Here is a 26746-nt window from a genome sequence, read left to right as displayed (position 1 = left end):
GCATGATGAAAGCCGTATGGATGCTGGGATTGTTGGTGCTGGGAGGGTGTAGCAGCACTCCCAATACGCCCAAGCCTGATGATCCCGAGTTTTCCCCCGTCTACGGGGAGTCGGAGCCGGTGTCGGTGCGACCGACAGGGGCGATTTTCCAGCCGGATCAGGTCAATGGCATCTATTCGGATATCAAGGCGCACAAGGTGGGTGACATCATCACCATCGAGTTGGCGGAATCGACCTCTGCCTCGAAAAAGGCCAATACCCAGAGTGGCAAGAATAACAAGTTCAATCTGGACCCGGTAAAGTTGGGTGGCGTGCCCGTGACCGCCAGCCCCTATGATCTCTCAGCCTCCATTGCTCAAGACAGCGCGTTCAAGGGGCAGGCCAAGGCGGATCAGAGCAACAGCCTGCAGGGCAATATTTCGGTCAGCGTGGCCAAGGTACTGCCCAACGGCAATCTGCTGGTGCGCGGCGAGAAGTGGATCATGCTCAACAATGGCAATGAATATATCCGGATCACCGGCCTTATTCGCCCGGAGGACGTGACGTCTGATAACAGCGTTTCGTCCCAGAAAGTGGCCAATGCCCGCATTTACTACGGTGGTACCGGCGATCTGGCCAATAGCCAGGAGCAAGGGTGGCTTACCAGCTTTTTCAATGGTCCCTGGTGGCCGCTCTAGGAGATGTTATGAAGTCACTCCGTCTTGTCACTCTGCTTTGCTGTCTGCTGCCCTTGGGTGTGGTCAATGCGGCCCGGATCAAGGACATCAGCTCGGTTGAAGGGGTGCGTAACAACCAGCTGATTGGTTACGGTCTGGTGGTGGGGTTGCCCGGCACTGGCGAGAAGAACAACGCTTTCACCGAGCAGACCTTCCGCACCATGCTCAACAACTTTGGCATCAAGGTGCCGGATAACATCAAGCCCAAGATCAAGGATGTGGCACCGGTGGCGATTCATGCCGACCTGCCCCCCTTCTCCAAGCCGGGCCAGACCATAGACGTCACTGTTTCTGCCATTGGCGAGGCCAAGAGCCTGCGGGGCGGCACCCTGTTGCAAAGCTTCCTGAAAGGGCTCGATGGGCGGGTCTATGCGGTTGCGCAGGGCAGTCTGGTGGTTGGTGGTCTGGGGGCCGAGGGGGCTGATGGTTCCAAGGTAGTGATCAATACCCCGACCGTCGGGCGGATTGCCAACGGTGCGACCGTGGAGCGGGAGGTGCCCAACTCCTTCAGTCAGGGGGACACCATCACCTTCAACCTTAACCGCCCAGACTTTACCACTGCGCGCCGTCTGGCCGATGTGGTCAACGATCTGGTGGGGCCGAATACCGCTCAGGCGCTCGATGCCACCTCGGTCAAGGTCTATGCCCCGCGAGATCCGGGTCAGCGCGTCTCCTATCTCGCCACCATCGAGAATCTGGAGGTGGATCCGGCCAACGAGGCGGCCAAGATCATCGTTAACTCCCGCACCGGCACTATAGTGATCGGCAGTCAGGTCAAGCTCAAACCGGCGGCCATCAGCCATGGCGGGTTGACGGTGACCATCGCCGAAAACCAGCAGGTCTCCCAGCCCAACCCGCTGGCGGGAGGAGAGACGACGGTGACCAACAACTCGACCATCAATGTCCAGCAGGAGCCGGGGCGGATGTTCAAGTTTGATACCGGTGCGACCCTGGACGATCTGGTCCGGGCGGTCAATCAGGTCGGGGTCGCCCCCGGTGATTTGATGGCCATCCTTGAGGCGCTGCAGCAGGCAGGCGCCATCGAGGGGCAACTGGTCATATTGTAACAAGCGGCAAGTGGTTGCCACGGGTGGCAATGAGGTAAGCAAAATGGCGGAGTTTGACAGCAACAGCGGCATGAATCTCGGGATGGTACAGGACATCAAGAACCTGGATCGTCTGCGCCAGATGAGCCAAAGCAAAGAGGGACAGGCCGAAGCGCTCAAGAGTGCGTCACGCCAGTTCGAGTCAATCTTTACCCAGATGCTGTTTCAGAGCATGCGTCAGGCCAACGGGGTGTTGACTCAGGACAACCCGATGAACAGCAGCTATACCCAGTTCTATGAAGGGATGCTGGATGAGCAGCGGGTTGCCGACATGTCCAGCAAGGGGGGACTGGGATTGGCTGAAATGGTGGCTAAACAGCTCTCTCCCGAGACCTTTACCCATCAGGATGGGCGGGTGCTCAAGATGCCGCAGCGCACCGAACGGACCTACAAACCCTATCAGCCACCCACGGCGGCTGCCGATGATTTGATCGCGGCATCAAAAGTTGGCAAAGATTTTGCTGAAAAAGAGATGGCGGAGGGGGCCAAGGAGAGCCATGGGCTCACCATGCCCCGTCGACCACACCGCAGCGTACCGCCCATGGGGCGTATGGCCAGCGAAGAGGGCAGGGCCACAGGGAGTGGGAGCAAAGAGTTCGATACGCCGGAAGAGTTCGTCAACCGCCTGATGCCACTGGCCAAGAAAGCGGCTGACAAGCTGGGGTTAAGCCCAGCGGTACTGGTCGCTCAGGCGGCACTGGAGAGTGGTTGGGGCAAGCGGGTGATCAAGGATGGCGAGGGGCAGGTGACCCATAACCTGTTTGGCATCAAGGCCGATCCGCGCTGGGAAGGGCCCAAGGCGGTGGTGAGCACGCTGGAATATGAAGAGGGCGTCGCCTCCCGTCAGAAAGCGGCATTTCGCTCCTATGAGTCGTTTGAAGAGAGCTTCAACGACTACGTGGACTTCCTCACTTCCGGCTCTCGCTACAAGGGCGCCCTGGCGAAGGTGGATAGTCCTGATCGCTACTTTGAGGCGCTGCAACAGGCGGGTTATGCCACCGACCCGCACTACGCCAGAAAATTGAAACAGGTATTGCGCAGTGACGCCATTGCCCAATACAACGAGATGGAGCTGTAACGTATGGCAAGCGACCTGCTTGGGATTGGTTCATCGGGCGTGCTGGCACAGCAACGCCTGCTGCAGACCACCAGTAACAACATAGTGAACGTCAATAGCCAGGGCTATGTGCGTGAGCGTACGCTGGTGTATACCAATACCATCGGTCTGGGGACCGGTGACATCAAGACCCAGCGGGTAATCAACGACTATATGCAGGGGGAGGTGCGCCGTGATACCTCTGCCTATCATGCCTCCCTGACCCATTATGAACAGCTGGCTGGCGTTGACAGCTTGCTTGGGGATACCAGCAACAGCGTGGGGGCGGCCATCACCTCCTACTTCAAGTCATTTCACTCTGCCAATGAATCGCCCGCCGACATCGGTGGTCGCAAGGTTAGCATGACTGAACTGAATGGCATGGTGAACAGATTCCATACCCTTTCTGCCCAGTTTGACAAGCAGAGCGATACCCTCAACACCCGTATTGAAGATGAAACCAAGCAGGTCAACAGCCTGCTCACCAGTATCAATGATCTTAATCAGGCCATCATCCGCACCCTGGGGTCACCCGAAGAGAACCTGATGCTGTTTGATCAGCGGGATGAGGCGATCCGCCAGCTCTCCGAGAAGATGGATATTCGCACCGTAGCCCAACCCAACGGCAGCATGCTGGTCAATATGAGCACTGGCCATTCGTTGATCCTCGATGGTGGCGTCGCCCAGTTCAAGCTGATTGCAGGAGATCCTGACTCCCGGGATCAGGAGCTGCAGCTGACCCTGGGGGATAATCAGGCAACCATCGATCACGATACGTTTGGTGGGGCCATGGGCGGGCTGTTCAAGTCGCGAACCGACCTTGAGCCCACCAAGCGTGAGCTGGGGCAGTTGGCCGTCGCGATGGCTGATGCGATGAACCAGCAGAACCGCCTCGGGATGGATCTGGATAACGAGATTGGCGGCGACATCTTCACCCTGCCCACCAGCAAGGGATTGCCATACGGCAGTAACACTGGGACGGTTGGTGCGAATGTCAGCTTCGTGCCGGGCCAGGGCACGTCAGTCACTCCGTTTGATTACGAAGTGCGTTTTAGCAGTGCCACCGGTTATGAGGTGTTCTCGCTGGACAAGTCGGGCAATCGCACCTCTGTGGCGACCGGCATAACGCCTCCGCCCCCTGCAACGTTTGAACTCACCGGTCACGGTATTTCAATCGAGATCACCGGTACTCCGGCTGCGGGTGACAAATTGTTGTTGCAACCTACCAAGAGTGCTGCGGCGGGCCTTGGCCAGCTGATCACCCGGCCGGAAGATCTTGCTCTGGCTTCTCCACTTAAAGCCGAGAAGACGACCAATAACATCGGCAGCGCTGATATCAAGCTGGGGGGGGTGTTCAATACAGGGGCGGGATCTGGCTTTGGCACCAATACGCTTGATCCCGCGGCACCTCAGGTGGTCAAAATAAACAACAGCGGCGACTACGAGGTCTATGACCAAGTGGGTACGTTGATGGGAGTAGCACCAGCAGCCAGCAAGGGCCAAAATTTGATGGCCGCCTTGCAACTCCCTCCACCTGCCATTGGGCCTGTCTACTCTAATCCCCAAAAGATCCCTGGTTATGAATTCAGCATTACCGGCACAGTGCAAGCCAACGACAGCTTCAAGCTCAGTTACAACAGCAATGGCTTTGCCGATAACAGCAATGGTCTGGCATTGGCCGAGCTGCAAAACAAGGATCTGGTGCGCAAGAGCACCAATGGTGGTACCACCAATGACAAGATGACCTTTAATCAGGCCTATTCCGGATTGGTGATGGAGGTGGGCAACAATACCAGTCAGGCAAAAACCTTGCTCAAGGCCAATGAGTCCAAGCTGATCCAGAGCACCGGCATCTTTGAAAGCGTGTCAGGGGTCAATCTGGAGGAGGAGGCAGCCAATCTGATCCGCTTCCAGCAATCCTATGCCGCTTCGGCGCAAATCGTCAGTACCGCCAAAACCATTTTCGATACACTGCTCTCGTCCGTGAGGTAACGTCATGCGCATCACCACCAACATGATCTACGACCGGAATATCTATTCCCTCAACAGTGCCAATGAGCGGTTGAATACCGCCTATCAACAGCTGCAAACCGGTAATAAATTTCAAACTGCCGGCGAAGATCCCGCAGGGATGAGCCAGAAGATGGCGCTGACCAAGGAGATCGACCTGTTCAAGCAGTATGGGGTCAATGGTAGCCTGCTGGAAAACAGTCTGGGGCATGAGGAGACGGTATTAACGTCAATTAATAATGCGATGCTGAGTGCCCAGACCCTGATCCAGAAGTCAAATAACGGCTCTATCAGCATGGATGATCGCAAGGCTATTGCCAGCGAGCTGGAAGGGTTGCAGCAGCAGATGTTCGACCTGATGAATAGCAAGAACTCCTCGGGTGAATTTATCTTTGGTGGCAATCAAAGCAAGACCCAGCCTTATGTAAAAGATAGTAACGGGAAATATACTTATCAGGGCGATCCTGGTCAGCGAAATATTCAGGTGTCACCTACAGTACAAATTGCTGCCAATGATTCCGGGCAGGATTTGTTTGAAATTGTAGCGACCAGAAGAACAGCTAGTGCGTTGACTCCTGATATCAAGGTGGATGTATCTGATCAGGATCATTTCGATAATTTTTATAGATCAAATTACAATTCATCCTTGGCAAGTAATTCATACACAGTGTCGACAACTGCCGGATCACCAGACACCTATGAGATTAAAGATGCTGCTGGTAACTCTGTCGCAAATGGTAATTATATTTCAGGTAATGGTATTCCGTTTAATGGGCTGGAGTTAACTCTTAATGTACCTGTCGGAGGCACTCCACAGCAATTTGAGCTAAAAAAACCAGAAAATGATAATGTTCTCAACGGGATGTCGGATTTTATTACCGCTTTACGTGATCCCAGTATCACAGCTGACAACTTTGCGCAGGAAGTGGCTGATTCCACCGTCCATATGAAAAATGCCCGCCTGAATATCGATCATGGGTTGGGTGAGTTGGGTGGCCGGATGAACAGTCTCGAGGCAGTCATGGGCTCCAATGAAGGGCTCAGTACCCTCAACTCAGAGGCGAGAGCCAAGGTGTCGGAAGCGGATCTCTATGAGGTTATTTCGGCATTGTCAAAAGAGGATGCGGCATTGAGTGCCTCGCAACTCTCGTTCAGCAAAATAAGCCGTCTGACGCTATTTGACTATATTCGCTAATAAATAAGGGGCCCTTTGGGGCCTTTTCTTTTATCACGGTTTTGTAGATTGGTTCAGTGTCATCTCCTGCCAATTGTAACAAGCTGTTGCCGTTGCCCATTTAATGTGGACTGCGGGGTTGACCTCCCTGCGGGATTGGATAATCATGCCGCCCGCACAACAGAGCGTTGTGCGAATTATTTGCAGCATCTCGTTAGGCGAGGCTCCTGTATAAACACAGGCCACTGATCTCACGACGTCCAGAGACGCCCAAGATCAGGACAGTTTTCATCGGATTAAGGTGTAAACCCAAGTGGCTTCCGGCATGCCGGATACGTTATACAGTGCTAAAGCTGGTACGTGGGGATGATGACACGCCGAACGGCGTCATTTCCTGCCTATTACTCGTCAATCAAATTGCTGTTTTCTTGTCGTTGCCTCCGGCTATTTCCGGAGGCATTCAGGTTCGCCTGAAATCACATGAGGATATCTGTGATGAAGAAAACACATACCATTCTTAACCGTCACCAACTGCTCGATCTGGCCGCCCTGCAGGGTTGGCTGGAACATAATCTGGATCCGGTTCAGCGCGCCGATCAACTGCTGACCCTGCGTCCGGAAGAGCTCAACTGCATCTTTGATACCCTGCCAATTCCGCAAGGTGCCGAACTGCTCGGCTCACTCTCGGCCGAGAGTGCCGGGCGCCTGTTTCAGCGGCTCCATGGCAGCATCGTCAGCGTGTTGCAGGAGGCCATTCCCCACCGCGAGATGGTCGCCATCCTGCGCAAACTGAGTCGTCAGGATCGCACCATGTTGCTGGCTCGCTTCCCGACCCAGGCGCAGGCCATGTATTACTCCCTGCTGGATTGGCCCACCGAGTCGGTGGGGGCCAACATGCGCCACGAATATCTGGCGGTACGGGAGGAGGACGCGGTCGGTCACGCCAAACAGCTGATCCACGATGCCTGGGACAATGCCCAGCTGTTTCGCCATATCTATGTGGTCAACGGGGATGGTCGTCTGCAAGGGAGCCTCTCCCTCAAGACCTTGCTGATCGCTGACCCGCTGGCCAGCGTCGCGACTCTGATGGATCGGGAGACTGTGCGGATCAATGCCCGTGCGGATCAGGAGCTGGCAGCGCGCCTGCTCATCGACCGCGACCTGTCGGTATTGCCGGTCGAGGATCAGGGGCGACTGGTCGGTATTTTCCACGTCGATGATGCGGCGGATATTCTGGAGCTCGAATCCACCGAGGATGCCGAGATGCAGGGGGGCTCATCACCGCTCGATACCCCTTACTTGCAGGCGACGCCCTGGCAGCTGTGGCGCAAACGGGTGGGCTGGCTGCTTATCCTGTTTGTGGCGGAAGCCTACACCGGCACCGTGCTGCGGGCATTCGAGGAGCAGCTGGAAGCCGCCATCGCGCTGGCCTTCTTCATTCCGCTCCTGATCGGTACTGGCGGTAACAGCGGCACCCAGATCACCACCACCATAGTACGTGCCATGGCGGTCGGGGAGGTGAGCCTGCGCAATCTCGGCACAGTGCTGAAAAAGGAGCTCTCCACCGGTCTGCTCATCTCGGGTGCCATTGCCATGGCGGCCTGGGTACGGGCATGGAGTCTCGGCGTCGGTCCCCAGATTGGCATGGTGGTGACCTTTACCATCATCGCCATCGTGCTCTGGAGTGCTACGGTCGCGTCCATTATTCCCATGGTGCTGCGCCGTTTCCGCATCGATCCGGCGGTGGTCTCTGCGCCATTCATCGCGACGCTGGTGGATGGTACCGGCCTTATCATCTACTTCGAGATGGCCAAGTGGTTGTTGCCCGAGTTGCAGTAACCGGGAGATTGAGATGAAAAAGGCAGCCAGTGGGCTAATGCAAGTCAGTTAAGAGAATTTGAGTCCCAACCCGCGTGGTATAAGGGCTAACGAGTGAGGGAGGCATGATGCCTCCCTCTTTTTATTGCATGCCTGTCAGGGCAAGGGTTGGAGCCAAATTGACTCTTTAATCATGGAGCTACTTTTGATATTCAATATTTCGAATAATTAGTCATAAAAGTGCTTAACTGACTGGCATTAAGCCAGTGGGCTGCCTTTTTCATTTATCTTTCCGGTTTAGCCGAGCTGGAACAACAGTGGCCAGCCCTGCTCCTGGCAATAACGATGCTCCTTCTCCAGATTCTGCATCAGGAGACGGTTCTCCTCGCACCAGTCGATCGGCAGGGTCACGACCAGCTGATCCCCTTGCACTGCGACTTTCCACTCAGGCAGCAGGTTGTCCTGACGCTTGTGGTGAGCGGCGACTGCGAGGCGCAGGATGCGGATGCAGCGCAGCACCGTCTGCATGTCGTGGTTGGGCAGGGGAGGCAGCTCGGAGAGCTTGAGCCCCTTGCGCTGAAAGCGTACCAGCGCTGCCAGCAGGCCCTGATCGTCCTGGTTGAAACCTGGCAGGTCGGTGTGTTGCAGGATATAGGCGGAGTGGCGATGAATGCCGCTGTAGTTGATGGCAAGGCCAATTTCGTGAAGCCGGGCCGCCCAGCCGAGGATGGCGCGATAGGGCTCTACTTCCATCTGCCAGGGCTCTTGCAAGGCATCAAACAGGGTCAGCACGCTCTGCTCCACCCGGGCTGCCTGTTTTTTGTCCATCCGGTAGTGGGTACCGAGCGCCTGTGCGGTGCGCTCGCGAATATCGTGGTGCTGCAAGCGCTCCTCGAATTCATAAAGCAACCCTTCGCGCAGGGCACCATCGGAGTAGTCGAGCCGCTCGATGGGCAGCGAGGTAAACAGCCCGAGCAGGATGGCGACCGCAGCGGCAAACACCTCCTGACGCTCCTCGGTAAGCCCTGTCAGCTTGAGGTTATCGACTCGCTTGCGCTCAATCATCAGCGCCTTGAGCCGCTCCAGCCCCTCCAGCGTGATGCTGCCGTCAGTCAGCCCTTCGCCTTGTAGTACATCCCGTACCGTACGAATGGAGCCTGAGCTGCCAAGGCAGCTCTGCCAGCCCAGCTTGCGGTATTGGTTGACGATGGGGGCGAGCTGGTGCTGCGCCTCCAGCACGGCATTGGTGAAGTGCTTGTCGCTCAGCTTGCCGCTGGCAAAGAAGCTCTGGGTAAAGCTGACGCAGCCCATCTTGCGGCTGGTGAGGACCTTGTGTTCAAACCCTTCACCGATGATGAGCTCGGTGCTGCCGCCGCCGATATCGATGACCAGTACCTGGCCCTCGATATGCTGGGTATGGGCAACCCCCTGATAGATGAGCCGTGCTTCTTCCTGCCCGCTGATGATCTCGATGGGGTGGTTGAGCACCTTGGCTGCTTCACTCACAAATTCGCGCGCGTTGCTGGCACGGCGCAATGTGTAGGTACCGGCGATGCGGATCTGGTCCGGCTTGATATTGGTGAGGCGCTCGGCAAACAGCGACAGACAGGCGAGGCCGCGTTCCATCGCCTCCGGGCTCATCCGCTTCTGCTCATCCATCCCTTCCGCCAGACGCACCCGCTCTTTGATGCGATCGACGATGCGAAAACGCCCTTCGCTCAGATGGGCGATCACCATATGAAAACTGTTGGAGCCGAGATCCACGGCGGCATAGAGACTATTGTCCATTGTTTGACTCGATACGTTTGAGATAGTCGTAAATCGCCACCTGAGAGCGGATCTTGCGGCGGTTGCCCCGCTTCACATATTCGTTCTGCTGGTCGGCATCAATGACCCGCGCCTTGCAGGTATCACTCAGTTGTAGTTCGAGAATGTCCATGATGCGCTGCTTGAGGCGCTCGTCATAAATGGGGGTGCCCACCTCGATCCGGCCGTCGATATTACGGCTCATCCAGTCGGCGCTGGAGATATAGAGCTGGGGGTTGCCCTTGTTGTGGAACACCATCACCCGCGGATGCTCGAGGAAGCGGTCGATGATGCTGATCACCTTGATGTTGTCACTGAGGCCCGGTACGCCCGGACGCAGGGCGCACATGCCACGGATGATCATCTGAATCGGCACCCCGGCCTGACCAGCGGCATAGAGGCGGTTGATGAGATCCTTGTCCACCAGATTGTTGATCTTGAGGATGATACCGCTCGGCTGGCCCGCCTTGGCGTTGGAGAGCTCGTTGTCGATGAGGCGATAGAGCTGACGGCGGCTGTTAATGGGGGAGACCAGCAGGTGATTGAATTTGTAACGCTTATAGGGGTACTCGATGTATTCAAACACCCCTTCCACTTCGGCGGTGATATCCGGATTGCGGGTGAGCAGCGAGAAGTCGGTGTAGATCTTGGCGGTCTTCTCGTTGAAGTTGCCGGTACCGATATGGGCGTAGCGCACCGCCTCGCCATTTTCGTGGCGGGTGATGAGGCAGAGCTTGGAGTGGATCTTGAGGCTCGGTACCCCGAACACCACCTTGACCCCGGCATCGGTGAGGATGTTGGCCCAGTCGATGTTGGCCGCTTCGTCGAAACGGGCGCGCAGTTCGACCACCACGGTCACCTTCTTGCCATTGTTGGCAGCATCGATGAGGGAGTGGATGATCCGCGACTTCTTGGCGACCCGATAAATGTTGATGCGAATGGCGCTGACCGCCGGATCGAACGCCGCCTGGCGCACCAGCTCGGTGAAGTGGTGGAACTTGTGGTACGGGTAGTAGAGCAGGATATCCTGCTTGGTAATCGCATCGAAGGCGTTGACGAAGCCGTCAAAATCGCGGCAATCGAGGGCCGGCAGCTTGGGGTTTTCCAGATAGTCACGACCCACGTTGGGGAAGCCGATGAAATCCTTGAAGTTATGGTAACGCCCACCCGGCATGATGGCGTCGTAGGAGCTGATCTGCAGCTTGAGCTTGAGGAAGCTTATCATGGCTGCGGGCATCTCCCGCTCGTAGACGAAGCGCACCGGCATGGCGGTGAGGCGCTGCTTCAAGCCGTCACTCATCTTGTCCACCAGGCTCAAGTCCAGCTGGTCGGAGAGATCATATTCGGCATCCCGGGTCAGCTTCACCGCATAGGCGGCAATCTCATCGTAGTCGAAGAAGCCCTTGAAGATCTCGTCGAGGCAGAAGCGGATGACGTTATCCAGAATGATGATCTGCTTCTTGCGGCGGGTCCCTTCCGGCGGCAGCTGGAAGAAGCGGGGCAGGTCGTCGGTCGGCACTTCCACCAGGGCGTACTGGATCACCTGACCGTTCTTCTTCATCTCGATGGCCAGATAGGTGTACTCATCCTTGAGGAATTTGACCGGATTGACCTCTTTGTTGAGCAGGATTGGGATGATGTGACGCAGCACCTTCTCCTTGAAGAAGACCCGCAGCCACTTCTGAATGGCATCGGAGAGCTGGTTCTCGTTGACCAGGAAGATGTTGTGGCGAGCGAGCGCAATCAGCAGCTCCTTGTAGGTGTTGTCGAACGCTTCACCGAGCGCCATCACTTTTTGCTGGATGGCGCGCAGCAGCACTTTCGCTTCATCGTCGCCACCATGTACTTCATTGATGAGGATGCGACGCTTGACGTCCGATACCCGTACCTTGAAGAACTCATCCTGGTTGGAGGAGAAGATCCCCAGAAAACGAACCCGCTCGATGAGGGGCACCGTCTTGTCCATTGCCTCTTGCAACACCCGTTCATTGAATGAGAGCCAGCTCAGCTCTTTCTCTTCATACTGCTTGTCGGTGCTCATCTTGTGCCTCTGTTTCAGGTCGCGTCTGCGCGGCAGTTATGGCGTTAATATATGACAAATAAATGACAGTATTGTTACTGCTCGCTGAACGCTTCGTCGATGTCGACCACCAGATCGTCGGAGAGGGATTCCAGCGCGGTGATAAGCGTATCCATCGCGAGCCCGTCGGGCAGGGCAACCAGCGCATGGGCATAGAAGAGCGGGGCGCCGGAGTGGGGAGCCGGTTCACAGCCGGTGGTGAGATCGGCCACGTTGATCTCGAGTTGGCGCAGGATGCTGGCCACTTCGTGGACGATGCCGGGGCGGTCGTTGCCGGTCACCGTCATCATGACTTGATGGGCTGGCTCGGCGGTCGGTGTCCCTTCGGCAAAGCTGATGGTCAGACCCGGTAGCAGGGCCAGTGCTTCGCACAGGCTGCGATAGTGCTCATCGGGGACAGAGACATGGAGAATACCGGCAAACTGGCCCGCCAGTTCGCTCATGGCGCTGCCCAGCCAGTTGCCCTGCTCGCGGCTGATGACAGCTGCCAGACTTTCGACGATCCCGGGTTTGTCTGCACCGATCACGGTGACCACCAATTGCTTTTGCATCCTGCTCTCCTTGAAATGGGATTTCTTGCTCTATCCCTATTGTGCCTGCTGGGACTGGTCATATGAACCCCCGCCTGCTGACAAATAGATAAAAAGACGGGACTTTTCACTTTCTATACACGGGTCTGCTGCCTTGCCCCATGGCGGCTGTGGTAAAGTGATCCCCCTTTCGTGTTGTGAACTGGATCGTGCTCTCATGAATACCCTTGTCCTATCGGGATTGTTGTTGCTGGCGCTGCTTGTGCTGGCGATCTTCTGGAGCAGAGGCAGACAGCAAAAGCGCCTGCCCTATGATGTGCAGGAGACCCTGTTCAGTCCCGCCGAGCGCTCCTTCCTCGGGGTGCTGGATCTGGCTGTGGGTGACAAGGCCCGGGTCTTTGCCAAGGTGCGGGTGGCCGATGTGCTGACGCCGCAGGCCGGGATCGGCAAAAGCAAATGGCAGCAGTACTTCAACAAGATCAGCGCCAAGCATTTCGACTATCTGCTTTGCCACCCCGCGGATCTCTCCTTTATCTGCGCCATCGAACTCGATGACAGCTCCCATCGTCACCAGAAGCGCAAGGCGCGGGATCTCTTTCTGAAAACCGCCTGCGACAGCGCCGGTCTGCCGTTGCTGCAGATCCCGGCAAGTGCCAGCTATCTGGTGGAAGAGCTGCGCGAACAGATCCTGCCGCTGCTGGTCAAAACCAGCGAACCGGTGATCGACGATTTGCCGCACGGAGCGCGCCGCGAGCCCACCTTCAACCCTCTGTTGCTGGATGGTGTGGATGTCGGTGCCGGGATGCGTGGCCGCACTGCCCATGCCGAGGCCATCTCGCCTGCGTCGCTCCACGAGCCCGCCATCCAGGCCAAGGGGATGGTGGAGGCGCCACAGAGTGAGGGGGAGCTGGTCGATGGCTTGTTCGCCGATGTAAAAGATGATGAAGAGCACGAGGTACACCACTGCCCCCGCTGCGATGCGCCGCTGGTGGAGCGGGAGGCGAAAAAAGGCCCCCACGCCGGTCGACTCTTTCTGGCTTGCAGCCGTTTCCCCGAGTGTCGTTACGCGGCGCCGCACCACCATAATCGCCACTGAATGCGCTTCACCGTGTCCCATGCTGCCCTCTGACGAGGGCAGTTTTCTTTCCGCTATTGGCGGCGTTTGTTAACGGCGCCAATGCAGAAAATTCCTCGGCAAAATTTATCTAATCTCCCGTTTCTGTCGATACACTTAGCCTGAATACGACAACTTTTGACAATGTGTCGGAATTTTGGCACTTTGTGTGCCTGCAAAAAGACAGTCGGTAGCTGTTTTATCATTAAATAAAACAATAAGTTAGTTCAGGACATCGCGAGGAATGGATATGGTGGAGATGGGCGTGTTGATTGTTGATGCCGATGCGCAGCGGCGCCAACAGTTGGGAACTGTGCTCTCGTTTATGGGGATCCCGTGGCAGGAGGTGGCACAAAGCGATCTGGATGTGGCCATCGAATCCTCCGGACCGCTGCAAGGGGTGCTGGTAGGTGAGCTGACCGACCGCCCCTTGTCAGAGTTGCTGGCCGCTTTCCCCCGTACCCCCTTTCTCTCGCTGGTTGAGGCCGATCTGCCCAACAGCAACTTTATCGGGGTCGCGCTCTCGCCCTTTACCTATGAATCCCTTACCCGTCATCTGCACTTCTGTCAGGCCTTTGTATCCTTGCATCCTCGTCAGCAGACCCATGACAAGGGTCAGGCCCTGCTGCGCTTGCTGGTGGGCAAAGGGAAGGGGATCCAGGAGGTACGCCGCCTCATCAGCCAAGTGGCCGAGACCGATGCCAACGTGCTGATCCTCGGCGAGTCCGGCACAGGTAAAGAGGTGGTGGCTCGCGCTATCCATGAACTCTCTTCCCGAAGTCAAGGCCCCTTCGTGCCCATCAACTGCGGCGCCATTCCGGCCGAATTGCTGGAGAGCGAACTGTTTGGCCACGAGAAGGGAGCCTTTACCGGCGCCATCGCGGCTCGTCGCGGTCGCTTCGAGCTGGCGCAGGGGGGCACTCTGTTCCTCGACGAGATCGGCGACATGCCGATGCCGATGCAGGTCAAATTGCTGCGGGTATTGCAGGAGCGGCTGTTCGACAGGGTCGGTGGCGGCAAGCCCATTCAGGCCGATGTGCGCATCATAGCGGCTACCCACCGGGATCTTGAGGCGATGATCCGCACTCAGGGTTTCCGCGAAGATCTCTACTACCGCCTCAACGTTTTCCCCATAGAGACGCCGCCGCTGCGGGATCGCATCGATGACATCCCGCTGCTGCTGCAGGAGCTGCTCAACCGCCATGCCGAGCAGCACCATGGCTTTATCCGGTTGACCCAGCGTGCGCTGGAGTCGCTGATGCAGTACCCCTGGCCCGGTAACGTGCGCGAGCTCTCCAACCTGCTGGAGCGGCTGTTGATCCTCTACCCGCACCAGATCGTCGATGTGGCCGATCTGCCGAGCCGTTATCGCCTGCTGCCGAGCGAGCCGCGGGATGAGCGGCTGACCGAGATGGATGAGCGGGATGCGCTGGCGGCGGTGTTTCAGGATCCGCCCGAGCTGGATCACGCCCTCGCCTCGGCCCGCACCATGCAGTTGCCGGAGGAGGGGGTCAACCTCAAAGAGATGCTGGCCGACCTTGAAGTGGAGCTGATCCGTCAGGCGCTGGAGTCTCAGGATGGGGTGGTGGCCCGCGCCGCCGATCTGCTCGGCATGCGCCGTACCACCCTGGTGGAGAAGATGAAAAAGTACGGGATGAGCAAGGACGTCTGAGGGTCAAAGCCTTGACGCTAATGCGCAATTCATTGTTTTAATTCATATAATTTAGTGGCATGAAAATTGAATAACCTGACCCAATAGCCAGTTTGAGGTCAGGTTTATGACAATCCAGCAGCAGGACATGCCACTCCAGTCCCACGAAGTGAGCCAGCTCTATGCCATCTTCAAGGCGCTCCCCACCGGGGTGTTGCTGCTTGACGGGGCAGGGGTGGTCACCCGCGCGAACCCGGCGGCCATCTCCCTGCTGGGGGAGCCGCTGGAAGGGGAGCTCTGGCGTCACATCATTGCCCGCTGCTTCGAGCCGCGCGAGGATGATGGCCACGAGATCTCCCTGCGCGACGGGCGCCGGGTCCAGCTCTCGACCCAACCGCTGCCGGATCAGCCCGGCCAGCTGGTCTTTATCAATGACCTGACCGAAACCCGTAAACTGCAAGACCGCATCAACCATATGAAGCGGCTGTCGGCGCTGGGCAATATGGCGGCCTCGCTCGCCCACCAGATCCGCACACCGCTCTCCGCTGCCATGCTCTATGCCGCCAATCTGGCCAACCGCACCCTCAAGCCGGAATCTCGCACTCAGTTTCAGCAAAAGCTGATGGCCCGTTTGCAGGATCTGGAGAAGCAGATCAACGACATCCTGCTGTTTGCCCGCAACGGTGACAATCAGGTGGTCACCCCCATCTCGGTACAAGGGCTGCTGGCCGAAGTGCAGGCCGGTGCCGAGGCCTTCTGCCAGCAACAGGGCTGCGAGCTGCACATGGAGGCGCCGGAGCCCGATCTCTGTCTGCTGGCCAACAGCAGCGCGTTGGCGGGAGCCATCAACAATCTGATTGCCAATGCCCAGCAGGCGGGGGCCACGTCACTCTTGGTCAGCGCGGTGCGCAGCGGAGCTCGGGTGGAGATGCGGGTCATCGATAATGGCAAGGGGATCCCTTCCCATCAGCTCGGTCAGGTATTCGAACCCTTCTTTACCACTCGCTCCCAAGGCACTGGTCTCGGACTGGCGGTGGTGCAATCTGTAGTGCGTGCCCATCAGGGGGAGGTCGGTGTGGCCTCGGTTCCCGGTGAAGGCACCTGCTTTACTCTGTCGTTCCCCCTGCACCAGCAACCGGTGCAGCTTGGAGGTGTAGCATGACACAGGCCAGGATCCTGGTAGTTGAAGATGACAATGGCCTGCGCGAAGCGCTGGTGGATACCCTTTTGCTCGGCGGTTATGAGTGCCGTGAAGCGGACAGCGGCGAGCGGGCTTTGCTGGCCCTCTCCCGTCAGCCGTTTGACATGGTGATCTCCGATATCCAGATGGGGGGAATGGACGGTCTCACCCTGTTGGCTACCATCCGCCAGCAATATCCGCAGATACCTGTGCTGCTGATGACCGCCTACGCCAACATCGATGGTGCGGTGCGCGCCATGCGGGAAGGGGCCATCGACTATCTGGCCAAGCCGTTCTCGCCGGAGGTGCTGCTTAATCAGGTCAGCCGCTATGTGCCCGCCCAGAAGGTAGAGAAACGCGCCGTGGTCTACGGGGATCCCAAAACTGCCGAGCTGTTCCAGCTGGCGACCCGGGTGGCCAGAAGCGAAGCGACCGTGATGGTGACCGGCCCGAGCGGGACGGGGAAAGAGGTGCTGGCCCGTTACATTCACGATAACTCCAGCCGCGCCGAGCAGCCTTTCGTCGCCATCAACTGCGCCGCCATTCCGGAAAACATGCTGGAGGCGACCCTGTTTGGCTACGAGAAGGGGGCGTTTACCGGCGCGGTACAGGGGTGCCCGGGCAAGTTCGAGCAGGCACAGGGAGGCACCCTGCTGCTCGACGAGATCACCGAGATGGATCTGGGGCTGCAAGCCAAATTGCTGCGGGTGTTGCAGGAGAAAGAGGTGGAGCGGCTCGGCAGTCGCAAGATGATCCCGCTGGATGTGCGGGTCATCGCCACCAGCAACCGGGATTTGAAAAAAGCGGTGCAGGATGGCCAGTTCCGCGAAGATCTCTACTATCGCCTCAACGTTTTTCCGCTGCGCTGGTCTGCCCTCTGTGAGCGGCCCGGCGACATTCTGCCGCTGGCGGAGCACCTGCTGGCCCTCCATGCCAGTCAGCAGGGGCTGCCGACACCGCAGTTGACGGACGCCTCGCGGGAGCGGCTGCTGGCCCACCCCTGGCCCGGCAATGTGCGGGAGCTGGATAACGTGGTACAGCGTGCCCTGATCCTCAGCCCCGACGGGGTCATTGATTGTGACCACCTCATTCTGGAAGAGCTGGACGAGCAGGAGATGGAGTTTGTCAGCGTGGAGCGCAGCTATGGCGGCGATCGCCTCGGCAGCGAACTCAAGCAGCAGGAGCACCAGATCATCCTCGACACCCTGCAAGATTGTAACGGCAGCCGCAAGGCGGTGGCCGATCGGCTCGGCATCAGCCCGCGCACCCTGCGCTACAAACTGGCCCAGATGCGGGAGGCGGGGATCGACCTGCCAGCCTGAGGCCGGGAGGGAAACCGCACTGTGTGGGGGCTGTCATGGCCTTGGCGGCCCGGCTCGATTATCATGGGGCCCTTGGCGCTTTGAGCCTGGGCCCTGTTTTTATTGGTAAAGCAGGGGACCGAGCCTTAATAAGGGACCCCTATGATCTCTCATCGAAAACTCGAAACCGTACTGAACCATCTGCTCGAACCGCACGCCATCAAGGATTACTGCCCTAACGGCCTGCAAGTGGAGGGGCGCGAGCGCATTCGCAAGGTAGTGACCGGTGTCACTGCCAGTCAGGCGCTGATTGACGCGGCGGTGGCTGCCGAAGCCGATGCCATTCTGGTCCATCACGGCTACTTCTGGAGCGGTGAACCGGCCCAGATCACCGGCATGAAGCAGCGTCGGCTCAAGACCCTGCTGACCCACGATATCAACCTGTTTGCCTACCACTTGCCGCTCGATGTCCATCCCGAGGTCGGCAACAACGCACAACTCGCCAAGCTGCTCGACATCACGGTGCGTCGCGGTCTGGAGCCGTGGAACAGCAAGAGCGTCGCCATGGTGGGCAAGCTGGAAGAGCCGATGAGTGGTGCCGACTTTGCCAAACTGATTGCCGAGCGCCTTGGCCGCGAACCACTCTATTGTGGCGACAGCGGTCCCGAGCTTATCCGTTCCGTGGCCTGGTGCACCGGTGGCGGTCAGATCTACATCAATCTGGCGGCGGAGCAGGGCATCAATGCCTTTATCTCCGGCGAAGCCTCCGAGCAGACCATTCACACCGCTCGCGAGATGGGGATGCACTTCTACGCCGCTGGCCATCATGCCACCGAGCGTTACGGCGTCAAGGCGCTGGGGGAGTGGTTGGCGACCGTGCATGGGCTGGATGTCACCTTTATCGATATCGACAATCCGGTGTAGGGTCGCTTGGCCGCGTAGAGGCGTAATCGGACCTGACCTAAGCCATCGTGTGGTAGGTAGAAATGACAAGGGAGGCCTAAGCCTCCCTTGTTGTATCTGACATGCAGTTGTTGGCGGTTACTCGCAGGCGTAGCCAGCGGGGTCCAGCAGGGCGCCATCCAGTTGCACGGCGCCGTCTACCATTTGCAGCCTGCCTTCGCAGTACCAGCGTACCACCAGCGGGTAGATGCTGTGCTCCTGCGCCTGTACCCGTGCCGCTACCTCGTCCGCAGTGTCCCCTTCAAAGATGGGGACGCGGGCCTGCAGGATCACCGGGCCCCCGTCCAGCTCTTCGGTCACGAAGTGGACACTGGCGCCGTGTTCACTGTCACCGGCATCTATGGCGCGCTGGTGGGTGTGCAGGCCCTGATACTTGGGCAGCAGGGAGGGGTGGATATTGATCATCCGCCCGGCGAAATGGCGCACCAGATCGCCGCTCAATATCCGCATAAACCCGGCCAGCACCACCAGGTCAGGCTGATAGTCTGCCATCAGCGCCAGCAGGGCGGCGTCATACTCCTCCCGGCTGGCAAACTGCTGCTGGGCCAGAATGGAGGTCGCCACCCCTGCTTCTTTGGCACGAACCAGACCATAGGCATCGGCCTTGTTGCTGATAACGCCGACCACTTCACCGGCAATCTTGCCGCTGGCGCAGTGGTCTAGGATCGCCTGCAGGTTGCTGCCGCTGCCAGAGATTAGGACGAGGATCCGCATCATTTGATGACGACCTGCTCCTCACCGTCTGCTGCCTTGGCGATATGACCGATGTGCCATGCGTTCTCGCCTTCCGCCTTGAGCAGGGTCAGCGCCTTCTCCAGCTGGTTGGCGGGCAGGGCGATGATCATGCCGACACCGCAGTTGAAGGTGCGATACATCTCGTGACGGGTGACGTTGCCAGCCTGCTGCAGCCAGCTGAACACCGCCGGCCACTGCCAGCTCTGCTCATCGATCACCGCTTGGGTGTTGGCGGGCAGGACACGGGGGATGTTCTCCCAGAAGCCGCCACCTGTGATGTGGGAGAGGGCGTGGATCTCGCACTCCTTGATGAGCTTGAGTACAGGTTTCACATAGATTCGGGTCGGTTCCAGCAGGGCGTTGGCCAGAGTGGTGTCACCCAGCGGCTGATGCACGTCGGCTTTGGAGACTTCCAGAATTTTACGGATCAGGGAGAAGCCGTTGGAGTGAGGGCCGCTGGCGGCCAGCGCGATCAGGGCATCCCCTTCACCGACCTTGCTGCCGTCGATGATTTCGCTCTTCTCCACCACACCGACGCAGAAACCGGCGATGTCGTAGTCTTCCCCTTCATACATGCCCGGCATCTCGGCGGTCTCGCCGCCCACCAGGGCACAGCCTGACTGCTCGCAACCGGCACCGATCCCGGTGACCACCGCGGCCGCGGTGTCCACGTCCAGCTTGCCGGTTGCATAGTAGTCGAGGAAGAATAGCGGCTCGGCGCCCTGTACGATCAGGTCATTGACGCACATGGCCACCAGATCGATGCCCACGGTGTCGTGCTTCTTCAGGTCGATGGCCAGCCGCAGCTTGGTGCCCACACCATCGGTACCGGAGACCAGTACCGGCTCCTTGTAGCCCGCAGGGATTTGACACAAGGCCCCAAAGCCGCCAAGACCACCAAGGACTTCAGGACGACGAGTGCGCTTTGACACGCCCTTGATACGTTCAACCAGTGCATTGCCGGCATCGATATCTACGCCAGCATCCTTGTAGCTCAGTGAGGTTTTGTCAGTCACGAGTATTCCCCGTCATGTAAGAAGTGGAGGGTAAAATTCGGGGCGTATTCTAACAGTGGCGGTGAAAAACCAGAAAGGAAATCGTTTGCGCGTTTTTGCGCGGAAAAGCTCTACAAGCAGTGGCTTTTGTTGTATGATTCCGCGATTTTTTTTGCGGCAGGTTAGAGGAGATAATAATGAAAGTCGTTGAAGTCAAACACCCCCTGGTCAAACACAAGATCGGTCTGATGCGTGAAGGCGATATCAGCACCAAGCGTTTCCGTGAACTGGCCAAAGAAGTGGGCAGTTTGTTGACCTATGAAGCGACCTCTGACTTCGAAACCGAGAAGGTTATCATCGATGGCTGGAATGGGCCAGTAGAAGTTGACCAGATCAAAGGCAAGAAGGTAACCGTCGTACCTATCCTGCGTGCCGGCCTTGGCATGATGGATGGCGTGCTGGAGCACATGCCGAGTGCCCGCGTCAGCGTGGTCGGTATCTACCGCGATGAAGAGACCCTGCAACCGGTTCCCTATTTCGAGAAGATCGTCAGCAACATCGAAGAGCGTCTGGCGCTGGTCATCGATCCGATGCTGGCCACCGGTGGTTCCATGATCGCTACCATCGATCTGCTGAAGAAGAAAGGCTGCCAATCCATCAAGGTGCTGGTACTGGTTGCCGCGCCGGAAGGGATCAAGGCGCTGGAAGCCGCTCACCCCGACGTAGAGCTCTACTGCGCTTCTGTCGACCAGGGGCTGAACGAGAAAGGTTACATCGTGCCGGGTCTGGGCGATGCAGGCGACAAGATCTTCGGTACCAAATAAGTTTATGCCTTGACCTGCTTCCCATGTGGAAGGGGTGATCGGAGCCGGCGCATCGCCGGCTCTGCTGTTTGTGGCCGCTTGTGCCAGCCTTGCCGCAGGACGCGCCTTGCCGCTACCATAAGCACACTCTCCCATTTCGAGACTCTGTTCATGTTCAAACGTGTTGTGACCGCCCTCTGCTGCGGCTTGTCATTCATGGCCTCGGCCGCTCAGGTGACCGACCTCTATCAGGGCAAGGCCCCGACCAGTGGTGACATGGTGGCCGCTCAGGGGCAGGCACTGGGTCAGGTGCTGATCAAGGTGACCGGCAAGCGCGACATCCTCACCCAGCCGGTGGTGGTCAAGGCGCTGGCGGCGCCGGGCGACTATGTCAAAAGCTATGGCTATCAGGATCAGGACTCCGTCAAGTATCTGAAAGCCGAGTTCAAGAGTGACAAGGTCAACAGCCTGGTCTCCGAGAGCCAGTTTGCCCTGCTTGGCCCGGCTCGTCCCCAAATGGCCATCTGGCTGGTGGTGGATCAGGGTGAGCGTCGCTTGCTGGCGGATCAATCCAGCGATGGTTGGGCGCAAGCCTTGCGCGAGCAGGCCCAGACGCTGGGGCTACCCATCAGCATTCCGCTGATGGATCTCGATGACAACATGGCTGTCAGTGCCACCGACGTCTGGGGACGCTTTGCCGACCCGATTTTGCAGGCAAGCCAGCGCTATGGCGCCGAGATGGTGGTGTTGGGCAAGCTGACTCCTGAAGGTGACAAGTGGAGCATCGATTGGGGACTCTACGGCCCCAAAGCGGCCGGTGAAGTGGCCGAGCTGACCCGTGGCAATAACACCGGCACTCAGGCCGAAGTGGCGCAAGGGTTTGCCGATACCTTGGCGGCCTGGCTAGTGAAAAACTACGGTGCCCGCATTTCTGGTCCGGCAACCAGCCAGACCCTGGTGGTAGATGGCCTCTCCGAAGTGGACAGCATGATCGCCGTGCAGAAGATGCTGCAGGGGATGGCCAACGTCAGCAAGGTGGCGATCGGCAAGCTGGAGGGGGACCAGGTCACCTTCAACTTTACCCTGCAAGGGGAGCAGGCCGAATTGGTGCGGGCGCTGCAACTTGAGAGTCGTTTGCGCAAGGTTGACGATAATGGCAGCGGTTTGCGTTACCAATGGTCGCAGCCCTGATTTTATAAGGCTTTTGTAGACCGCCCGGCTTGCCCGGGCGGTTCTCTATCTGCCTTTGCGATGATACACTTAGCCACAAATGTCACAGTCAAAGCCCAACGAGTGAAGCAACCGGCCCAACTGTCTTTAGCCGTACAACTACCGGATGATGAAACCTTCGTCAGTTTTTATCCCGGCAACAATGCTCATCTGATCACCGCCCTCAAAAACGCGGCCATCGGTCAGGGATCGCCTTTCCTCTATTTCTGGGGAGCCAAGGGATCCGGACGCTCTCATCTGCTCCACGCCACCTGTGCCGAGGTCAACGCCCGCGATGCGGCGGCGGCCTATCTCTCCCTCGATCAATTTGAACAGCTCGATCCCAGCATGCTCGATGCTCTCGAAAGCCTGCCGCTGGTCTGTCTCGACAGCCTTGAGGCCATCGCCGGCAATGCCGTGTGGGAGCGGGCGCTATTCGATTTCTACAACCGCTGGCAGGAGAAGGGCGAGGGGACGCTGGTGGTCACCGGCTGCAGCGCACCGCGCAAACTGGGACTGCAACTGCCGGATCTCGCTTCGCGCCTCGACTGGGGTGTCAGTTTCCATCTCGAAGAGCTGGATGATGAAGGCAAGCTCAGTGCCCTGCAGCTGCGTGCCGAGCTGCGGGGCTTCAAATTGCCCATCGATGTGGGCCGCTTCCTGCTGAACCGACTCTCCCGCGATATGCGCACCCTGCTTACCACTCTCAATCAGCTCGACAACGCCTCATTTCGCGCCAAGCGCAAGCTGACCATTCCCTTTGTCAAAGAGATCCTCGAGCTCTGAGCCTCTCGACTGTGTGCGGTTGTGTGCCTGACTTTCGTTTGAATTACAGATAAAAAGAAACCCCGGCATCAGGCCGGGGTTTTGCTATTTCAAGGCTGCTCTCTTATTAGTGGAACTGATCTTCTTCGGTGGAGCCGGTCAGTGCGGTCACCGAGGATTGGCCACCCTGAATGACGGTGGTCACCTTGTCGAAGTAACCGGTACCGACCTCCTGCTGGTGTGCCACGAAGGTGTAGCCACGGCTGGCGGCGGCAAATTCCGGCTCCTGCACCATCTCGACGTAGTGCTTCATCCCTTCGCCACGGGCGTACTGGTAGGCCAGTTCATACATGTGGAACCACATGTTGTGGATACCCGCAAGGGTGATGAACTGGTACTTGTAGCCCATGTCGGAGAGCTCCTGCTGGAAGCGGGCGATGGTGGCATCGTCCAGATTCTTCTTCCAGTTGAAGCTCGGGGAGCAGTTGTAGGCCAGGATACGATCCGGGAACTTGGCCTTGATTGCTTCGGCAAATTTACGCGCTTCGTCCAGATCCGGCTTGGCGGTTTCACACCACACCATGTCGGCATAAGGGGCGTAAGCCAGACCGCGAGCAATGGCCTGATCGATACCGGCACGTACCTTGTAGAACCCTTCGGCAGTGCGCTCGCCAGTCAGGAAGTCTGCATCGTACGGGTCAGCATCGGTGGTCAACAGGTCAGCGGCGTTGGCGTCGGTACGGGCGATCACCAGGGTGGTGGTGCCGCACACATCGGCTGCCAGACGGGCGGCAACCAGCTTCTGCACCGCTTCCTGAGTCGGTACCAGCACCTTGCCGCCCATATGACCGCACTTCTTGACGGAAGCGAGCTGATCTTCGAAGTGCACGCCGGCGGCGCCCGCTTCAATCATTCCCTTCATCAGTTCGAAGGCGTTCAGCACGCCACCGAAACCGGCTTCCGCATCAGCCACGATGGGCAGGAAGTAGTCGATAAAGCCCTCATCCTGCGGCCCGACCTTGTTGGCCCACTGGATCTGGTCGGCGCGGGCGAAGGAGTTGTTGATGCGCTCCACCACGGACGGTACCGAGTTGGCCGGGTAGAGGGACTGATCCGGATACATGGTGGAGGACAAGTTGTTGTCCGCCGCCACCTGCCAGCCGGAGAGGTAGATCGCCTCGATCCCCGCCTTGGCCTGCTGCACTGCCTGACCACCGGTCAGGGCGCCGAGGCAGTTGACATAGCCTTTCTTGGCGTCGCCGTGGATCAGACCCCACAGCTTGTCGGCTCCACGCTGGGCCAGGGTGTGCACCGGCTGCAAGCTGCCGCGCAGGTTCACCACATCTTCGGCGCTGTAGCCGCGCTTGATCCCTTTCCAGCGGGGGTTTTCCGCCCAGTCTTTCTCGATAGCCTGGATCTGTTGCTCACGGGTCAGTGCCATATCAGTTCCCTCTTTCATTGATTTCACGTTTCCATTGACTTGTTATTGGCGAGCCCCGCTGGGGGCCCGTGATTCAGAGCCGCTCGTAACCGGGCAGCGTCAGAAAATCGATCAGGGTATCGGCGCAGGTGATCTCTTCCATCAGCTCGCTTGCCTCGGCAAAGCGTCCTGCCTGCCAGCGCGCAGTACCCACCTCGGCTTTGACCACCTCCAGCTCCTCGGCCAGCATCTGGCGGAACAGCTCTTTGGTCACCACCTTGCCATTCGACAGACTCTTGCCGTGGCGGATCCACTGCCAGATGGAGGTGCGGGAGATCTCGGCGGTGGCGGCATCTTCCATCAGACCGTAGATGGGCACGCAGCCGTTGCCGTTGATCCAGGCCTCCAGATATTGCAGGGCGACCCGGATATTTGTACGCATGCCTGCTTCGGTCCGCTCGCCCTCACAGGGGGCCAGCAGGTCGGCGGCAGTGATGGGGGCATCCTGCTCGCGCAGTACGCCGATCTGGTTCTTGGCGCCAGCCGCAATGGTGGCATTGAACACCGCCATGGCGGTATCAGCGAGGCCAGGGTGGGCGACCCAGGTACCATCGTGGCCGTTGTTGGCTTCGCGCTCCTTGTCGGCCTTGACCTTGGCGAAGACCTGCTCGTTAACGGCGGCATCCTTGGCCGGAATAAAGGCGGCCATACCGCCCATCGCCAGCGCACCGCGCTTGTGACAGGTCTTGATCAGCAGCCGCGAGTAGGCGGAGAGGAACGGCTTGTCCATGGTTACCACCTGGCGGTCCGGCAGGACCCGATCCGGATGGTTCTTCAAGGTCTTGATGTAGCTGAAGATGTAGTCCCAGCGGCCGCAGTTCAGCGCAACGATGTGATCTTTCATCTGATAGAGCAGCTCATCCATCTCGAATACGGCCGGCAGGGTTTCAATCAGCACGGTGGCCTTGATGGTGCCATGGGGCAGACCGAACTTGTCCTCGGTCCAGGCGAACACTTCGCTCCACCAACGCCCTTCCAGATGGCTCTGCAACTTGGGCACGTAGAAGTAGGGGCCCGAGCCTTTGGCCAGCAGCGCCTGATAGTTGTGCAGGAAGTAGAGGGCAAAATCGAACAGACCGCCGGGGATGGGCTCGCCATCGAAGGTGACATGTTTTTCCGGCAGGTGCAGACCGCGTACTCGGCAGATGAGTACCGCCGGATTGGGGGTCAGGGTATAAGCCTTTCCTTCCGGGCTGGTGTAGGAGACGGTGCCGTTGACCGCATCGCGCAGATTGATTTGACCCTCGATCACCTTATTCCAGGCGGGAGCCAGTGAGTCCTCGAAGTCCGCCATGAACACCTTGACGTTGGTGTTGAGGGCGTTGATCACCATCTTGCGCTCGACCGGGCCGGTGATCTCCACACGGCGGTCTTGCAGGTCGGCGGGAATGCCGCGAATGGTCCAGTCACCTTCACGGATGTGGGCGGTTTCTGGCAGGAAGTCCGGCAGCTCGCCGCCATCGATACGGGCCTGGCGTGCCACACGTTGTTTCAGCAATTCCCCTCTTTGGGGAGCAAAACGTTCCACCAGTTCGGAGACCAGAGCCACCGCGTCCGGCGTCAGAATTTGCGCGTATTCGGGTTGCATCTCGCCCTGGATGCGAAGGCGGGCGCTGCAGTGGGTCTGAGCCGGTGCCGACATAAGGTTCACTCCTTTGAGAATTACATTTTGAACTTACTAACTACGACTAAAGTCGAATCCCTGTTCCTGAAACGTTCCCGCAACAACGGGATAACACGATTGATAAGGTGCGAAATATTGTTGAGTACGTCAACAGTTTTTTTTAAACACTTGTTTTTTGGATATGGTTAAGTTGATGTTTTTTATTGCTTTATTGGATTGGTATAAAAGCTCTACGCAGATGGTTATGCTCCTGCTTTTTCCCATCGGACAACGGCTAATTTGGGCCGTTACCCTGCCCCTCATTTTGTAACTTATTACGTAATAAAATTACAAATGCAAAAACAAATCCCGACCTAACTCCAGGCTTTGCCAAAACAGCCGTATAAAGCGCGTTTGAATGTGGCAATGAATGTTTTGCTAATGCTAGACCTGATTGGTGAACGTGCGTTTTAAACTTGGCGTGGTGATGCAGGCTCTGTTGGCACCAGCGGTTGCAGCGATGGAAAGTGAAGTGCAATAACGTAGGTTTGTATCAGTTGTCGGGGGGAATGCCGGGGAGGAAAGGGGGAGATACATCAGTCAATAATACT

General features: G+C 58.1%; 21 protein-coding genes and 1 riboswitch. Of the genes, 14 read left to right on the top strand and 7 right to left on the bottom strand.

Translation table 11 applies throughout. The features are described 5' to 3' along the window. Positions 1-5: 5 nt before the first annotated feature. From flgH to mgtE, 6 genes are all read left to right on the top strand, one after another. Positions 6-677, top strand: a complete 672-nt coding sequence (gene flgH, locus OKC43_RS06210; protein ID WP_270658611.1) for a flagellar basal body L-ring protein FlgH — start codon at positions 6-8, stop codon at positions 675-677. Between the two features lie 8 nt (positions 678-685). Then, complete coding sequence (locus OKC43_RS06205; protein ID WP_216963553.1) at positions 686-1783, top strand: flagellar basal body P-ring protein FlgI; 1098 nt, start codon at positions 686-688, stop codon at positions 1781-1783. 43 nt (positions 1784-1826) lie between these two features. Next, on the top strand, positions 1827-2900 hold the full coding sequence (gene flgJ / locus OKC43_RS06200; protein ID WP_270658361.1) for a flagellar assembly peptidoglycan hydrolase FlgJ: 1074 nt from the start codon (positions 1827-1829) through the stop codon (positions 2898-2900). A 3-nt stretch (positions 2901-2903) separates the two neighbouring features. Beyond that, positions 2904-4910, top strand: a complete 2007-nt coding sequence (locus tag OKC43_RS06195; RefSeq protein WP_270658362.1) for a FlgK family flagellar hook-associated protein — start codon at positions 2904-2906, stop codon at positions 4908-4910. Positions 4911-4914: 4 nt separating this feature from the next. Then, positions 4915-6123 (top strand): flagellar hook-associated protein FlgL, encoded by a 1209-nt coding sequence (gene flgL / locus OKC43_RS06190; protein ID WP_270658363.1) that lies wholly within the window; start codon positions 4915-4917, stop codon positions 6121-6123. 182 nt (positions 6124-6305) lie between these two features. After that, positions 6306-6475: riboswitch (M-box (ykoK) riboswitch) on the top strand. Between the two features lie 122 nt (positions 6476-6597). Continuing rightward, positions 6598-7941 (top strand): magnesium transporter, encoded by a 1344-nt coding sequence (gene mgtE, locus OKC43_RS06185; protein ID WP_270658364.1) that lies wholly within the window; start codon positions 6598-6600, stop codon positions 7939-7941. Between the two features lie 276 nt (positions 7942-8217). Here the strand turns inward: mgtE and ppx are convergent, their stop codons facing one another. The 3 genes from ppx to OKC43_RS06170 all read right to left on the bottom strand — a co-directional run bounded on the left by ppx (position 8218) and on the right by OKC43_RS06170 (position 12357). After that, positions 8218-9708, bottom strand: coding sequence for an exopolyphosphatase (ppx, locus tag OKC43_RS06180; RefSeq protein ID WP_270658365.1), 1491 nt, complete (start codon positions 9706-9708; stop codon positions 8218-8220). Next, the gene (gene ppk1 / locus OKC43_RS06175; protein WP_005350671.1) at positions 9698-11767 is read right to left on the bottom strand and encodes a polyphosphate kinase 1; all 2070 of its coding nucleotides are present in this window, start codon (positions 11765-11767) and stop codon (positions 9698-9700) included. The genes ppx and ppk1 overlap by 11 nt, the downstream gene beginning before the upstream one ends. Before the next feature lie 74 nt (positions 11768-11841). After that, entirely contained in the window at positions 11842-12357 is a 516-nt protein-coding gene (locus OKC43_RS06170) for a glycine cleavage system protein R (protein WP_047437655.1), read from the bottom strand. 196 nt (positions 12358-12553) lie between these two features. Between OKC43_RS06170 and OKC43_RS06165 the strand changes: the two genes are divergently transcribed. From OKC43_RS06165 to OKC43_RS06145, 5 genes are all read left to right on the top strand, one after another. Then, positions 12554-13432 (top strand): DUF2726 domain-containing protein, encoded by an 879-nt coding sequence (locus OKC43_RS06165; RefSeq protein ID WP_270658373.1) that lies wholly within the window; start codon positions 12554-12556, stop codon positions 13430-13432. Between the two features lie 268 nt (positions 13433-13700). Continuing rightward, a complete protein-coding gene (locus OKC43_RS06160; RefSeq protein WP_042080359.1) occupies positions 13701-15122 on the top strand; it encodes a sigma-54 dependent transcriptional regulator in 1422 nt (473 codons plus the stop codon). A 106-nt stretch (positions 15123-15228) separates the two neighbouring features. Further along, positions 15229-16263 (top strand): sensor histidine kinase, encoded by a 1035-nt coding sequence (locus OKC43_RS06155; RefSeq protein ID WP_005334126.1) that lies wholly within the window; start codon positions 15229-15231, stop codon positions 16261-16263. Then, positions 16260-17603 carry a sigma-54-dependent transcriptional regulator gene (locus tag OKC43_RS06150; RefSeq protein WP_270658375.1) on the top strand — a complete coding sequence of 448 codons (1344 nt, stop codon included), beginning with the start codon at positions 16260-16262 and terminating at the stop codon, positions 17601-17603. The genes OKC43_RS06155 and OKC43_RS06150 overlap by 4 nt, the downstream gene beginning before the upstream one ends. A gap of 141 nt (positions 17604-17744) precedes the next feature. Continuing rightward, entirely contained in the window at positions 17745-18506 is a 762-nt protein-coding gene (locus tag OKC43_RS06145; protein ID WP_442865490.1) for a Nif3-like dinuclear metal center hexameric protein, read from the top strand. Between the two features lie 117 nt (positions 18507-18623). Here the strand turns inward: OKC43_RS06145 and purN are convergent, their stop codons facing one another. Both purN and purM read right to left on the bottom strand, forming a co-directional pair. Next, positions 18624-19262 (bottom strand): phosphoribosylglycinamide formyltransferase, encoded by a 639-nt coding sequence (gene purN, locus OKC43_RS06140; RefSeq protein ID WP_270658377.1) that lies wholly within the window; start codon positions 19260-19262, stop codon positions 18624-18626. Then, on the bottom strand, positions 19259-20296 hold the full coding sequence (gene purM, locus OKC43_RS06135) for a phosphoribosylformylglycinamidine cyclo-ligase (RefSeq protein WP_021231046.1): 1038 nt from the start codon (positions 20294-20296) through the stop codon (positions 19259-19261). Before purM ends, purN begins: the two co-directional genes overlap by 4 nt. Positions 20297-20472: 176 nt before the next feature. Here purM and upp point away from each other — a divergent pair, with 176 nt between their 5' ends. The 3 genes from upp (at position 20473) to hda (ending at position 23073) form a co-directional block, all read left to right on the top strand. Further along, positions 20473-21099 carry a uracil phosphoribosyltransferase gene (gene upp / locus OKC43_RS06130; RefSeq protein ID WP_005334115.1) on the top strand — a complete coding sequence of 209 codons (627 nt, stop codon included), beginning with the start codon at positions 20473-20475 and terminating at the stop codon, positions 21097-21099. Between the two features lie 150 nt (positions 21100-21249). Beyond that, positions 21250-22269 (top strand): DUF2066 domain-containing protein, encoded by a 1020-nt coding sequence (locus tag OKC43_RS06125; protein WP_088869418.1) that lies wholly within the window; start codon positions 21250-21252, stop codon positions 22267-22269. A 102-nt stretch (positions 22270-22371) separates the two neighbouring features. Beyond that, entirely contained in the window at positions 22372-23073 is a 702-nt protein-coding gene (gene hda / locus OKC43_RS06120) for a DnaA inactivator Hda (RefSeq protein WP_013723920.1), read from the top strand. A 106-nt stretch (positions 23074-23179) separates the two neighbouring features. Here the strand turns inward: hda and aceA are convergent, their stop codons facing one another. Beyond that, positions 23180-24493, bottom strand: coding sequence for an isocitrate lyase (gene aceA / locus OKC43_RS06115; protein ID WP_005344572.1), 1314 nt, complete (start codon positions 24491-24493; stop codon positions 23180-23182). Between the two features lie 73 nt (positions 24494-24566). Further along, a complete protein-coding gene (gene aceB, locus OKC43_RS06110) occupies positions 24567-26174 on the bottom strand; it encodes a malate synthase A (RefSeq protein ID WP_270658378.1) in 1608 nt (535 codons plus the stop codon). Between the last annotated feature and the right edge of the window lie 572 nt (positions 26175-26746).

It is taken from the genome of Aeromonas sp. Y289-2 (genome assembly GCF_027705925.1).
GTDB lineage: Bacteria > Pseudomonadota > Gammaproteobacteria > Enterobacterales > Aeromonadaceae > Aeromonas > Aeromonas veronii.
The sequence above is the reverse complement of the archived record's forward strand: the minus strand, read 5'-3'. Positions and strand labels throughout refer to the sequence as shown.

Excerpts from the sequence above, each read along its gene's own strand:
- OKC43_RS06150 (WP_270658375.1), top strand. The coding sequence starts at position 16,260 with ATGACACAGGCCAGGATCCTGGTAGTTGAAGATGACAATGGCCTGCGC.
- upp (WP_005334115.1), top strand. The coding sequence starts at position 20,473 with ATGAAAGTCGTTGAAGTCAAACACCCCCTGGTCAAACACAAGATCGGT.
- ppx (WP_270658365.1), bottom strand. The coding sequence starts at position 9,708 with ATGGACAATAGTCTCTATGCCGCCGTGGATCTCGGCTCCAACAGTTTT.
- purN (WP_270658377.1), bottom strand. The coding sequence starts at position 19,262 with ATGATGCGGATCCTCGTCCTAATCTCTGGCAGCGGCAGCAACCTGCAG.
- OKC43_RS06155 (WP_005334126.1), top strand. The coding sequence starts at position 15,229 with ATGACAATCCAGCAGCAGGACATGCCACTCCAGTCCCACGAAGTGAGC.
- OKC43_RS06170 (WP_047437655.1), bottom strand. The coding sequence starts at position 12,357 with ATGCAAAAGCAATTGGTGGTCACCGTGATCGGTGCAGACAAACCCGGG.
- OKC43_RS06205 (WP_216963553.1), top strand. The coding sequence starts at position 686 with ATGAAGTCACTCCGTCTTGTCACTCTGCTTTGCTGTCTGCTGCCCTTG.
- OKC43_RS06145 (WP_442865490.1), top strand. The coding sequence starts at position 17,745 with ATGATCTCTCATCGAAAACTCGAAACCGTACTGAACCATCTGCTCGAA.
- mgtE (WP_270658364.1), top strand. The coding sequence starts at position 6,598 with ATGAAGAAAACACATACCATTCTTAACCGTCACCAACTGCTCGATCTG.
- OKC43_RS06125 (WP_088869418.1), top strand. The coding sequence starts at position 21,250 with ATGTTCAAACGTGTTGTGACCGCCCTCTGCTGCGGCTTGTCATTCATG.
- ppk1 (WP_005350671.1), bottom strand. The coding sequence starts at position 11,767 with ATGAGCACCGACAAGCAGTATGAAGAGAAAGAGCTGAGCTGGCTCTCA.
- aceA (WP_005344572.1), bottom strand. The coding sequence starts at position 24,493 with ATGGCACTGACCCGTGAGCAACAGATCCAGGCTATCGAGAAAGACTGG.
- OKC43_RS06160 (WP_042080359.1), top strand. The coding sequence starts at position 13,701 with ATGGTGGAGATGGGCGTGTTGATTGTTGATGCCGATGCGCAGCGGCGC.
- OKC43_RS06165 (WP_270658373.1), top strand. The coding sequence starts at position 12,554 with ATGAATACCCTTGTCCTATCGGGATTGTTGTTGCTGGCGCTGCTTGTG.
- flgJ (WP_270658361.1), top strand. The coding sequence starts at position 1,827 with ATGGCGGAGTTTGACAGCAACAGCGGCATGAATCTCGGGATGGTACAG.
- flgL (WP_270658363.1), top strand. The coding sequence starts at position 4,915 with ATGCGCATCACCACCAACATGATCTACGACCGGAATATCTATTCCCTC.
- aceB (WP_270658378.1), bottom strand. The coding sequence starts at position 26,174 with ATGTCGGCACCGGCTCAGACCCACTGCAGCGCCCGCCTTCGCATCCAG.
- OKC43_RS06195 (WP_270658362.1), top strand. The coding sequence starts at position 2,904 with ATGGCAAGCGACCTGCTTGGGATTGGTTCATCGGGCGTGCTGGCACAG.
- flgH (WP_270658611.1), top strand. The coding sequence starts at position 6 with ATGAAAGCCGTATGGATGCTGGGATTGTTGGTGCTGGGAGGGTGTAGC.